At 59.6% G+C, this 11944-nt stretch carries 10 protein-coding genes; 6 read left to right on the forward strand and 4 right to left on the reverse strand.

Annotated elements, in window-relative coordinates; genetic code table 11:
* Nucleotides 1–41 precede the first annotated feature (41 nt).
* From ligB to CES87_RS02685, 3 genes are all read right to left on the reverse strand, one after another.
* Entirely contained in the window at nt 42–1721 is a 1680-nt protein-coding gene (gene ligB / locus CES87_RS02675) for an NAD-dependent DNA ligase LigB (RefSeq protein ID WP_128604845.1), read from the reverse strand.
* A gap of 280 nt (nt 1722–2001) precedes the next feature.
* Nucleotides 2002–3192, reverse strand: a complete 1191-nt coding sequence (gene metK, locus CES87_RS02680; RefSeq protein WP_128604846.1) for a methionine adenosyltransferase — start codon at nt 3190–3192, stop codon at nt 2002–2004.
* A gap of 18 nt (nt 3193–3210) precedes the next feature.
* The gene (locus CES87_RS02685; RefSeq protein WP_128604847.1) at nt 3211–4206 is read right to left on the reverse strand and encodes a metalloregulator ArsR/SmtB family transcription factor; all 996 of its coding nucleotides are present in this window, start codon (nt 4204–4206) and stop codon (nt 3211–3213) included.
* 273 nt (nt 4207–4479) lie between these two features.
* On the opposite strand from CES87_RS02685, the gene tkt reads away from it, so the two are divergent.
* The 6 genes from tkt to fba all read left to right on the forward strand — a co-directional run bounded on the left by tkt (nt 4480) and on the right by fba (nt 10853).
* Nucleotides 4480–6477, forward strand: coding sequence for a transketolase (tkt, locus tag CES87_RS02690; RefSeq protein WP_128604848.1), 1998 nt, complete (start codon nt 4480–4482; stop codon nt 6475–6477).
* A gap of 191 nt (nt 6478–6668) precedes the next feature.
* Entirely contained in the window at nt 6669–7727 is a 1059-nt protein-coding gene (epd, locus tag CES87_RS02695; RefSeq protein ID WP_128604849.1) for an erythrose-4-phosphate dehydrogenase, read from the forward strand.
* A 26-nt stretch (nt 7728–7753) separates the two neighbouring features.
* A complete protein-coding gene (locus CES87_RS02700) occupies nt 7754–8917 on the forward strand; it encodes a phosphoglycerate kinase (protein WP_128604850.1) in 1164 nt (387 codons plus the stop codon).
* Nucleotides 8918–8952: 35 nt separating this feature from the next.
* A complete protein-coding gene (locus CES87_RS02705) occupies nt 8953–9174 on the forward strand; it encodes a hypothetical protein (RefSeq protein ID WP_128604851.1) in 222 nt (73 codons plus the stop codon).
* 56 nt (nt 9175–9230) lie between these two features.
* Nucleotides 9231–9560, forward strand: coding sequence for an MliC family protein (locus CES87_RS02710; protein ID WP_128604852.1), 330 nt, complete (start codon nt 9231–9233; stop codon nt 9558–9560).
* A 228-nt stretch (nt 9561–9788) separates the two neighbouring features.
* Nucleotides 9789–10853: a class II fructose-bisphosphate aldolase gene (gene fba / locus CES87_RS02715; protein ID WP_007981624.1), complete on the forward strand. Its 1065-nt coding sequence runs from the start codon at nt 9789–9791 to the stop codon at nt 10851–10853.
* A 182-nt stretch (nt 10854–11035) separates the two neighbouring features.
* Here the strand turns inward: fba and CES87_RS02725 are convergent, their stop codons facing one another.
* Nucleotides 11036–11704, reverse strand: a complete 669-nt coding sequence (locus tag CES87_RS02725) for a polysaccharide lyase family 7 protein (protein ID WP_128604853.1) — start codon at nt 11702–11704, stop codon at nt 11036–11038.
* Between the last annotated feature and the right edge of the window lie 240 nt (nt 11705–11944).

Raw genomic sequence — 11944 nt, forward strand, 5'->3', positions numbered from 1 at the left:
CGGTACTACAGGGTTCCCGGGCGCCAAGACATTGCCGGCCGCTAAAAACCGTCAATCCCTGCATCCCGTAATGTTTCACTCAAGGCCAGGACATGCGGGTCGCGGAAAAACGCGCTCAATTGCGCTGCGCGTCCCGGTCCGATCCCGGCTTCGGCCTGCCATTGTTCGGTGTCTCGTTGCGCCAGTGCCTGCCATGAATCAGCGAGGTTCGCCTGGCCTGTCGGCGGCATGCCCAAGGCTTTGAGCCAGCGGGCGAAAGGGCGTTGCCGGGCACTGTCGAAACTGGTCAATAGACGCGCGGCACTGCGCTCGCCCAAACCATCAATGTTAGCAAGCTCTTGAGCATCGAGGGTCAACCAATCCAGCAGACTGTTCAGGTGGCCTGCTTGAAGAAGTTTTTCCCAGGTGCCGGGACCGACATGGGGCAAAGCCAGGCCCTGCTTGCCACTGAGCCAGGTCAGGCGTGCGAGAAACTGGCCTTCGCATTCGGGTGTGGGCTGCCAACAACTCAGTGGATGAAAGTCCGCTGCCAGCGGCACGTTCAGTTCCGGGCGCTCAGTACTACGTAACAGCACACCGTCCAGCCTGGGAATGGTCAGGCCGGCCAGGCTGATGGCGACCTGGTCGCCAGGTCGAATGTCCAGCGCTTGCCAGCGTTGCAGGGAACTCACACTGACGCGTTTGATTTGCCGGTCATCGAGCATCACCGGCGTCAGTTCCAGCACCGGGGTGATCCGCCCGGTCCTGCCGATCTTGAAGTGCACCTTGCGTACCTGCGCCAGGGCCTGGGCGAAGGGATACTTCCAGGCAACGCTCCAGTAGGACGGTTTGGTTTGCCAGCGCTCGGCGAGTGGGCGTTGCGCCTGACGCAGGACGATGCCGTCGCTGGCAAACGGCAGGGGCGAGCGATACCAGTGATCACGCCAGCGCTGCGCATCGGCCAATGCGCTGATTGGCTGGCTATACGGCGCGGTAACTGGAAAACCCAACTCATCCAGCGTCGCGACGCGCTCTGGCAAGCTTGCCGGACCTTGGGGCCAGTCCCAGGCAAAGAGGCCTATCCCGGATGCCTGCTCTGCATTCAATGTCTTGCGGGCCATCAAGCCGGCGACCACGGCCCGGGCATTGAGGCTGCCGGCCTGAGCCTGCACGTGCTCGGTCAGGCGCCAGTAGAGTTCGCCTTGCACCAGCAGGTCCAGCGGCTGGGACAGCTGCTGGGGAATGGCAGCAATCTGGCGTGCCGAAGCCGTCCAGTCCTGGCCATGTGAACCGTCGCCGCGGCTGATCGCCTGGTTCAGCAGGCCATTACGGTAAATCAGGGTCACGGCAACGCCGTCGACCTTGGGTTGGACCCAGACATCCGTACGATTTCGCAGCCAATGTTCGACGGCTTGCTTATCGTGCAGTTTTTCCAGGCCGGTGTGGGCGATGGGGTGGGCCATTGTGCCGCGCGCAGTGCGCAGCGGATCAGTGGGGATCCCCGGATTGAAGCATTGGCGCCATTGGGAAAGGCGTGCGCGGGACTGGTCGTAGAGTTCGTCGGTGACGAGGGATGTTCCTGTGCGGTGATAACTGTCGTCCCAGGTGTCGATCTGTTTTTGTAGCGCGGTGACTTCGTTTGAGGCGCGTTCGGGTGGCCAGTCGGGGCATTGGGTGGCGTTGGCGTTCAGATAGGAAAGGGCCAGTAGGCAAGTGACAAACAGGCGCAGGGTGAGGGGCATCGGGAGCTTCCTTGCTCATTGGGATGCATCAAGGCTAGGTCAGTATGGGGGGGCTCAAAGTATGGGTGTTTTGCCGAATATTTTTGCTGGCATTGCCGGCCTCTTCGCGAGCAAGCCCGCTCCCACAGGGGATCTCGGTCGTACACAAATTCTGTCTTCACTGAAGAGCAAATGTGGGAGCGGGCTTGCTCGCGAAGGGGGCGCCACGGTCTCAGCGTAAGCCAATAAAAAGCCCCACACGGAAAAACCGTGCGGGGCTTTTGGTACAGCCGGGAAAGGCTTACAGGCCGGCAGCAGAACGCAGGGCGTCGGCGCGGTCGGTTTTTTCCCAAGTGAAGGTGGTGAAAGTATCGTCACCCACAGTCTTGGTCGCCGGGGTGCGACCGAAGTGGCCGTACGCAGCGGTTTCCTGGTACATCGGGTGCAGCAGGTCGAGCATTTTGGTGATCGCGTATGGACGCAGGTCGAATACTTCGCGAACCAGTTTGACGATCTTGTCGTCGCTGATCTTGCCGGTGCCGAAGGTGTTCAACGAGATCGAAGTCGGTTGCGCGACGCCGATGGCGTAGGAAACCTGGATCTCGCAACGCTCGGCCAGGCCAGCAGCGACGATGTTCTTGGCCACGTAACGACCGGCGTAGGCAGCCGAACGGTCAACCTTCGATGGATCTTTACCGGAGAATGCACCGCCGCCGTGACGGGCCATGCCGCCGTAGCTGTCAACGATGATCTTGCGACCGGTCAGGCCGCAGTCGCCTACCGGGCCACCGATGATGAACTGGCCGGTCGGGTTGATGTGGAACTGGGTGTCCTTGGACAGCAGCTCGGCAGGCAGAACGTGCTTGACGATCAGTTCCATCACGCCTTCGCGCAGGTCGGTGTACGACACTTCCGGGTTGTGCTGGGTCGACAGAACTACGGCGTCGATACCGACAACCTTGCCGTTTTCGTAGCGGCAGGTCACTTGCGACTTGGCGTCCGGACGCAGCCAAGGCAGCAGGCCGGATTTACGGGCTTCAGCCTGGCGCTGCACCAGCTGGTGCGAGAAGGTGATCGGTGCAGGCATCAGCACGTCGGTTTCGTTGCTGGCGTAGCCGAACATCAGGCCCTGGTCGCCGGCACCCTGATCTTCAGGCTTGGCACGGTCGACACCCTGGTTGATGTCAGGAGACTGCTTGCCGATGATGTTCATCACGCCGCAGGTCGCACCGTCGAAACCGACGTTGGAGCTGGTGTAGCCGATGTCGGTGATCACGTCACGAACGATCTGCTCCAGGTCAACCCAGGCCGAGGTGGTGACTTCGCCGGCGATGATCGCCACGCCCGTTTTTACCAGAGTCTCGCACGCCACACGGGCGAACTTGTCTTCAGCGATGATGGCGTCCAGCACCGCATCAGAAATCTGGTCGGCGATTTTGTCCGGATGCCCTTCAGACACGGACTCGGAGGTGAAAAGGGAGTATTCGCTCATCTCGATGTTTTCCTGAAATTACCGATGGTGAGTGTCGCCAGCCGGCCGCTGAAAATGGCGGACCTGAATCTGGAAACCATTACGTAAGCCTACATAGAGGCTTTCCCCGGGAACGAGTCCCGCAGCGGTGGCCCAACGGGCCAGATCGTCCTGTTCAAACCCCAACCACAGATCACCGCAGGCTTCCCTGGCCCAACTCTGGTTGTGGCTACATAACTCTGTCACTAACAGGCTACCGCCTGGTTGCAGCAAATTGGCCATGTGCTTGAGCGCATCGGCCGGCGCGGCGAAATGGTGCAGCACCATGTTCAGTACAACGCAATCGGCCTTGAGACTCACGCCGTTCAAGGCATCGGCCAATTGCAGGCTGACGTTAGTCAGCATTTGACGTTCACACACCTGGCGCGCCAGTTCGAGCATCGCCTGGCTATTATCCAGCGCCGTGACCTGGGTGAAGCGGCGCGCCAGTTCCGGTAGAAAAGCGCCGTCGCCGGGGCCGACCTCGATGGCTGTAGCGCCTTCGCTGAAACTCAGCTTTTCGAGCAGGGCCACCACGCTATCGCGGTACTGCGGCAGGCCGGCGATCAAGTCTTGCTGGGCGCGAAACTTTTCCGCGACCCGTGAGAAAAAGTCCTGGCTGGCCGCTTCTCGTTGCCCATGGACCTGAGTGATCCGTGACTGCACATCGGCAGGCAGGGCCAGGTCATCCACTTCTTCAAGCAAGGCTGCATGCAGTTTGCCGCCGAGCAGGTCGGTGTGGGGCAGGGCGCGACGGTAGAAAATCGCGTTGCCTTCACGGCGGGTCGCCACCAGGTCGGCCTGGGCCAATACCTTAAGGTGATGACTCATGCCCGATTGGCCGATGCCAAAGATCTGCGCCAGCTCCAGTACGCCAAACGAATCGTTGGCCAGCGCGCGCAAAACATTCAAACGCAACGGATCGCCGCCGGCCTTGCATAGGGCCGCCAGCTCATCGCAATCGTCATGGCGAATGGAAGGCACGCGTAAGTTCATAAGGCCGGCAGTCTAGTCACGCACCGGAAGCATCGCAAGAGCAATATCAAAAAGTTTTGATATTGCTCGATAGATGGCACTTCTTAACGTTAGCTTCAGTCAACAAACGAATGGCGGAAAGGTTTCATCAACCGAAACCTTGGTTATCCATTGGAAAAACCCCTCCAGATGACTATCTGTCATTGCCCCGAGGCGGCTCGGTGAGGGAAAATGCTCGCCTTTTTTCCGTTTCGTTTTATTCACTCTCGTTTCAGAACCCGCAGGAGAACAGCGATGCCTAGCCGTCGTGAGCGTGCCAATGCCATTCGTGCCCTCAGCATGGATGCTGTGCAAAAAGCCAACAGCGGCCATCCCGGTGCCCCTATGGGTATGGCGGATATCGCCGAAGTGCTTTGGCGCGACTACCTCAAGCACAACCCGAGCAATCCATCGTTCGCCGACCGTGACCGCTTTGTGCTGTCCAACGGTCATGGCTCGATGTTGATCTACTCGCTGCTGCACCTGACCGGCTACGACCTGTCGATCGAAGACCTGAAACAGTTCCGCCAACTGCACAGCGGCACCCCGGGTCACCCGGAACTCGGCTACACCCCAGGCGTTGAAACCACCACCGGTCCACTGGGCCAAGGCCTGGCCAACGCTGTTGGTTTTGCCCTGGCTGAAAAAGTCATGGCGGCACAGTTCAACCGTCCTGGTCACAACATCGTCGATCACCACACCTACGTTTTCCTGGGTGATGGCTGCATGATGGAAGGCATTTCCCACGAAGTCGCTTCTCTGGCCGGCACCTTGGGCCTGGGCAAGCTGATCGCCTTCTACGATGACAACGGCATCTCCATCGACGGCGAAGTCGAAGGCTGGTTCACCGATGACACGCCGAAGCGTTTCGAAGCCTACAACTGGCAGGTGATCCGCAACGTTGACGGCCACGACCCGGAAGAGATCAAGATTGCGATCGAAACCGCTCGTAAAAGCGCTCAGCCAACACTGATCTGCTGCAAGACCACCATCGGCTTCGGTTCGCCGAACAAGCAAGGTAAAGAAGACTGCCACGGCGCTCCACTGGGTGAGGCGGAAATCGCTCTGACCCGTAAGGCGCTGAACTGGAACTACGGTCCTTTCGAAATCCCGGCCGACATTTATGCCGAGTGGGATGCCAAGGAAGCAGGCAAAGCGGTCGAAGCCGAGTGGGACCAGCGTTTCGCTGCCTACTCCGCTGCTTTCCCGACCGAAGCCAACGAACTGATCCGTCGCCTGAGCGGCGAGCTGCCGGCTGACTTCACCGAGAAGGCCGATGCCTATATCGCCGAAGTGGCTGCCAAGGGCGAAACCATCGCCAGCCGTAAAGCCAGCCAGAATGCCCTGAACGCGTTTGGCCCGCAGCTGCCAGAGTTCCTCGGTGGTTCGGCTGACCTGGCAGGTTCCAACCTGACCCTGTGGAAAGGCTGCAAAGGCGTCACCGCTGAAGACGCCAGCGGCAACTACATGTACTACGGCGTGCGCGAGTTCGGCATGACCGCCATCATGAACGGCGTTGCCCTGCACGGCGGCCTGGTGCCTTACGGCGCGACCTTCCTGATGTTCATGGAGTACGCCCGCAATGCCGTGCGCATGTCGGCTTTGATGAAGCTGCGTGTGATCCACGTCTACACCCACGACTCCATCGGTCTGGGCGAAGACGGCCCGACTCACCAGCCAATCGAGCAACTGGCAAGCCTGCGCTGCACGCCGAACCTCGATACCTGGCGTCCAGCCGATGCCGTTGAATCGGCGGTGTGCTGGAAGTACGCGCTGGAGCGTAAAGACGGTCCTTCGGCCCTGATCTTCTCGCGTCAGAACCTGCAGCACCAAACCCGCAATGCTCTGCAGATCGCTGATATCAACCGCGGCGGTTACGTGTTGAAGGACTGTGCTGGCGAGCCTGAGCTGATCCTGATCGCTACCGGTTCGGAAGTGGGCCTGGCTGTTCAGGCCTTCGACAAACTGACCGAGCAGGGTCGCAAGGTGCGTGTGGTTTCCATGCCTTGCACCAGCGTGTTCGACGCCCAGGACGCCGGCTACAAGCAATCGGTTCTGCCGTTGCAGGTCAGCGCGCGTATCGCCATCGAGGCCGCTCACGCGGACTACTGGTACAAGTATGTCGGCCTGGAAGGTCGCGTAATCGGCATGACCACCTACGGCGAGTCGGCACCTGCGTCGGCCTTGTTCGAAGAGTTCGGTTTCACCCTGGAAAACATCCTGGGTCAGGCTGAAGAGCTGCTGGAAGACTAAAACACAACGCGGCAGTTTCCGAACCGCCGCGATCCCCTGTAGGAGCGAGCCTGCTCGCGATGGTCGTTAACGATAACGCGGGGCGCCAGAATGCCCGCGTTGTCTGGGCCTCCATCGCGAGCAGGCTCGCTCCTACAGGGGGGATGTGTTGTTAACGAGAATTCGTTTGCCTGCGTCTATCGAGAACCCCCATGCCTCAACCGCGTCCCTACAAAGTTGCACTCAACGGCTACGGCCGGATTGGTCGTTGCGTCTTGCGTGCGTTGTTCGAGCGCGGCGAGAAGGCTGGGTTTGAGATTGTCGCGATCAACGATCTGGCCGACATGGCCAGCATCGAATACTTGACACGCTTCGACTCCACTCACGGGCGCTTTCCCGGTGAGGTGAAGGTCGACGGCGATTGTCTGCATATTAATGGTGACTGCGTGAAGGTCCTGCGCAGTGCCACTCCCGAAGGCATCGATTGGGCGTCGCTGGGCGTCGATCTGGTGCTGGAGTGCTCGGGTGCTTATCACACCCGTGAAGACGGCCAGCGTTTTCTCGACGCCGGCGCGCCGCGCGTGCTGTTTTCTCAGCCGATGGCCAGCGAGTCGGATGTCGACGCCACCATCGTCTACGGCGTGAATCAGGATTGCCTGACCGGCGACGAGCTGTTGGTGTCCAACGCCTCCTGCACCACCAACTGTGGCGTACCGCTGTTGCGCCTGCTCGACCAGGCCATTGGCCTGGAGTACGTGTCGATCACCACGATTCACTCGGCGATGAACGATCAGCCGGTGATCGACGCCTATCACCACGAAGACCTGCGCCGCACCCGTTCGGCGTTCCAGTCGGTGATTCCGGTGTCCACCGGTCTGGCGCGCGGCATCGAACGCCTGTTGCCGGAACTTGCCGGGCGAATTCAGGCCAAAGCCGTACGTGTGCCGACGGTGAACGTGTCTTGTCTCGATATTACGATGCAGACTGTGAGTGATACCGACGCCACCGAGGTCAACCGGATTCTGCGCGAGGCTGCCTCCAGCGGCCCGCTCAAAGGCCTTCTGGCCTATACCGAGTTGCCTCATGCCAGCTGTGATTTTAACCACGACCCACATTCGGCCATCGTCGATGCCAGTCAGACCCGCGTTTCCGGCCCACGGCTGGTGAACATCCTGGCCTGGTTCGACAACGAATGGGGTTTTGCCAACCGAATGCTGGACGTTGCAGAGCACTATCTGCAAACAGCTATTTCAAAAAAACCTGCTCTCTAAGAACAGCTATTCAGGAAATGCGACCCATGACCGTGTTGAAGATGTCCGACCTCGATCTGCAAGGTAAACGCGTACTGATTCGCGAAGACCTCAACGTCCCAGTCAAGGACGGTGTAGTCACCAGCGATGCGCGAATCCTGGCTTCGCTGCCGACCATCAAGCTGGCCCTGGAAAAAGGCGCGGCAGTGATGGTTTGCTCGCACCTTGGCCGTCCTACCGAAGGCGAGTTCTCCGCCGAGAACAGCCTCAAGCCAGTCGCCGACTACCTGACCAAGGCCCTGGGCCGTGAAGTGCCGCTGGTGGCCGACTACCTGAACGGTGTCGACGTAAAAGCCGGCGACATCGTGCTGTTCGAAAACGTGCGCTTCAACAAGGGCGAGAAAAAGAACGCCGATGAACTGGCCAAGCAATACGCGGCCCTGTGCGACGTATTCGTAATGGACGCCTTCGGCACCGCGCACCGTGCCGAGGGTTCGACCCACGGCGTGGCCAAATTCGCTAAAGTCGCAGCGGCAGGTCCGTTGCTGGCGGCTGAACTGGACGCACTGGGCAAAGCCCTCGGCGCCCCGGCCAAACCAATGGCTGCCATTGTTGCCGGTTCCAAGGTTTCGACCAAACTCGACGTGTTGAACAGCCTGAGCCAGATCTGCGACCAGCTGATTGTCGGCGGCGGCATTGCCAACACCTTCCTGGCGGCTGCCGGTCACCCGGTTGGCAAATCCCTGTACGAGCCTGACCTGCTGGATACCGCCCGCGCTATTGCAGCCAAGGTCAGCGTTCCGTTGCCGGTGGATGTAGTAGTTGCCAAAGAATTCGCCGAAAGCGCTGCGGCCACTGTGAAACTGGTCGCTGACGTTGCTGCCGACGACATGATTCTGGACATCGGCCCGCAGACCGCAGCGAATTTCGCTGAACTGCTGAAATCGTCGAAAACCATTCTGTGGAACGGCCCGGTGGGCGTGTTCGAATTCGACCAGTTCGGTAACGGCACCAAAGTGTTGGCCCAGGCCATCGCGGACAGCGCGGCGTTCTCCATCGCTGGCGGCGGCGACACCCTGGCGGCCATCGACAAGTATGGCATTGGCGAACAAATCTCCTACATTTCTACTGGCGGCGGCGCATTCCTCGAATTCGTCGAAGGCAAAGTGCTGCCAGCCGTTGAAGTCCTGGAAAGCCGGGCCAAGGCCTGAGGGCCGCCCGTTTGACCAGGCAAGGGAGTGTTGACATGGTCAAGACGTTAGCGCTGTTGATCGTCGCGGGTTCGCTGGTGGCTTGCGGGAGTAACCCGAAAGCCCCGGAGGTGCCCGAGACGCCTGCACAGGATAAAGGCTGCTATCAGGCCGACTGGCAGGCGGAAACCAATCCGGTGCTCAACAAGCGTTCCGGACCTGACGGCCTGGACAAATACGAGACACAGACCCCCGCCAAGGAACGTGGTTGTCCTTGATGGGTCTGATTCTTCACGCAGGGCCGGTGGCGTGCGCTGTCGGCCGAGGAACACGGATGAAAGGATTTATCGCCATTACGGCGCTGGCACTGTTGGCCGGGTGCGCTAACTTGAACCCGTTCAAGTCGTCCGCCCCGGCTGACAACTGGACCACCTGGACCTGCGACAGCCAGGCCAAAGTGGTTTGGCGCTACACCGATGACAGCCACAAGGACGTCGACGTGCGACTGGGTGGCGCCGATCAGGTCTACCGCTTGAAGCAGGAGCCAGGTGCGTCGGGTTCGCTGTATAGCAACGACATGCTGGCGTTTCACATAAAAGGTGAGGAAGGCCTGGTTTACTGGGTTGCCACCAATGATTTGATTGGCCGCGGCTGTCACCTGTAGGAGCGAGCATGCTCGCGATGGTCGTCAACGATAACGCTGGGCGCCTGAATGCCCGTGTTGTCTGGGCTACCATCGCGAGCATGCTCGCTCCTACAGGGGGGGCAGCCACCAGATGCAACACCGAATTCGCAGCCCGGCTTAACCCCCGATCTGCAATAACTTGAATAGCCGCCGCCGCTCCGGCAGGCTGGCACGATTAACGACCCTCAACCGGGAGAGACACACACAATGGCACTTATCAGCATGCGCCAGATGCTGGACCACGCAGCCGAGTTCGGCTACGGCGTTCCAGCCTTCAACGTCAACAACCTTGAGCAGATGCGCGCCATCATGGAAGCCGCTGACAAGACTGACTCCCCGGTGATCGTCCAGGCTTCGGCCGGTGCTCGCAAATACGCCGGCGCGCCGTTCCTGCGTCACCTGATCCTGGCGGCAATCGAAGAATTCCCGCACATCCCGGTGTGCATGCACCAGGACCACGGCACCAGCCCTGACGTCTGCCAGCGCTCCATCCAACTGGGCTTCAGCTCGGTCATGATGGACGGTTCCCTGGGCGAAGACGGCAAGACACCGACCGACTACGACTACAACGTGCGCGTTACCCAGCAAACCGTGGCCATGGCTCACGCCTGTGGCGTTTCGGTAGAAGGCGAGCTGGGCTGCCTGGGTTCGCTGGAAACCGGCATGGCCGGTGAAGAAGACGGCATCGGCGCCGAAGGCGTTCTGGATCACAGCCAGATGCTGACCGACCCGGAAGAAGCCGCTGACTTCGTCAAGCGCACCCAGGTCGATGCCCTGGCCATCGCCATCGGTACCAGCCACGGTGCGTACAAGTTCACCAAGCCACCTACCGGTGACGTATTGGCGATCGACCGCATCAAGGAAATCCACAAGCGCATTCCGAACACTCACCTGGTGATGCACGGTTCGTCTTCGGTTCCGCAAGAGTGGCTGGCGATCATCAACCAGTACGGCGGCGACATCAAAGAAACCTATGGCGTGCCAGTTGAAGAAATCGTTGAAGGCATCAAGCACGGCGTGCGCAAGGTCAACATCGACACCGACCTGCGTCTGGCATCCACCGGTGCGATGCGTCGCCTGATGGCCACCAACCCGAGCGAGTTCGACCCACGTAAATTCTTCGGTGCCACCGTGACTGCGATGCGTGATGTTTGTATCGCTCGCTACGAAGCATTCGGCACCGCCGGCAACGCTTCGAAGATCAAGGCGATCTCGCTGGAAGGGATGTATCAGCGTTACCTGAAAGGTGAGTTGAACGCCAAGGTCAACTAAGCCCTGAGCGCTTAAGTCCCACAAAAAACCCGCAGAAATGCGGGTTTTTTTATGGTTCAAGATCGTTCCCACGCTCCGCGTGGGAATGCAGCCCGGGACGCTCCGCGTCCCACTCGAGAGCTGGAACGCGGAGCGTCCCTTGAGGCATTCCCACGCAGAGCATGGGAACGATCACTGTAAGGCTACTTATCGTGATCAATATCCAGCTTGCTGAACGTCGCTTTCCCGCCCTCGCTGGTGTACCCGGTGTTGTCCTGCACATACACCCCGGCCTTGAAGTACAACGGCTTGTCGCGCCATGTCGCGCTGATCTTGGTGTCCCACTGGTAGCCCGCGGCGCTGAGGCCCAGGGCCCCGCCGGGGCTGAGGTGGATCAGGTAGGAGAATTCACGGTCCAGTTTCACGCCGGTAGCGATGGTGATGACCCGACCTTCATCGTCATCGGGATGCATGCGTACTTTGGCGACGATGTTGCCGGTTTGGGTCTTGGTCTTGTATTGGTATTCGAGTTTCACCAACGGTTTTTGGCTTTCATAGGCATGGATCTGGCCTATCACGATCTTGCCCGAACTCGGCACCTGGTTCACGGTCAAGGTGGCACGCAGGGTGTTGTCGGCGTCCGGGTAGTACCAGTTTTTCAATGTGCCGTTGCTGTAGGTTTCCCGCAGTTCCGTGCGTGGATAGATAGCGTTTTCAGTGCGAGAGCCAGTCACCGGGGCCCAGAAAAACAGAGTGCCGGTGTCGGAATGAAAGTACTGATCCTTGAAGCCTTTCACCAGTTTGGAGGTTTCTACGGTGTACGGCGGGTTGCCGACAGGAACGCTGAGGTTCCAGGATGCGAGGTCGATCATAGGCAAAGCTTCCACGGATTTTTGCAGCACGGACGTACCAGAAGCTCTAGCACGCGCCTTTGGGGCGGCCTTTATAAGCCTGGAAGGCTTTTTTGTTAATGCTGGCCTGACAAAAGGGTGACGTCAAAATCCTGTTAAAAGGCCATCCTTCCCGGTTTTAGCGGTCTTCAGACGTGACCGTTAGTCGGCAAATGAACGCATTGGTTAAATGATGGCGTACTGACACCTTCTGCTTTCCGG

The sequence above is a fragment of the Pseudomonas sp. ERMR1:02 genome (assembly GCF_002277815.1).
GTDB lineage: Bacteria > Pseudomonadota > Gammaproteobacteria > Pseudomonadales > Pseudomonadaceae > Aquipseudomonas.

Excerpts from the sequence above, each read along its gene's own strand:
- metK (WP_128604846.1), bottom strand. The coding sequence starts at position 3,192 with ATGAGCGAATACTCCCTTTTCACCTCCGAGTCCGTGTCTGAAGGGCAT.
- fba (WP_007981624.1), top strand. The coding sequence starts at position 9,789 with ATGGCACTTATCAGCATGCGCCAGATGCTGGACCACGCAGCCGAGTTC.
- CES87_RS02705 (WP_128604851.1), top strand. The coding sequence starts at position 8,953 with ATGGTCAAGACGTTAGCGCTGTTGATCGTCGCGGGTTCGCTGGTGGCT.
- CES87_RS02685 (WP_128604847.1), bottom strand. The coding sequence starts at position 4,206 with ATGAACTTACGCGTGCCTTCCATTCGCCATGACGATTGCGATGAGCTG.
- ligB (WP_128604845.1), bottom strand. The coding sequence starts at position 1,721 with ATGCCCCTCACCCTGCGCCTGTTTGTCACTTGCCTACTGGCCCTTTCC.
- CES87_RS02725 (WP_128604853.1), bottom strand. The coding sequence starts at position 11,704 with ATGATCGACCTCGCATCCTGGAACCTCAGCGTTCCTGTCGGCAACCCG.
- tkt (WP_128604848.1), top strand. The coding sequence starts at position 4,480 with ATGCCTAGCCGTCGTGAGCGTGCCAATGCCATTCGTGCCCTCAGCATG.
- epd (WP_128604849.1), top strand. The coding sequence starts at position 6,669 with ATGCCTCAACCGCGTCCCTACAAAGTTGCACTCAACGGCTACGGCCGG.
- CES87_RS02710 (WP_128604852.1), top strand. The coding sequence starts at position 9,231 with ATGAAAGGATTTATCGCCATTACGGCGCTGGCACTGTTGGCCGGGTGC.
- CES87_RS02700 (WP_128604850.1), top strand. The coding sequence starts at position 7,754 with ATGACCGTGTTGAAGATGTCCGACCTCGATCTGCAAGGTAAACGCGTA.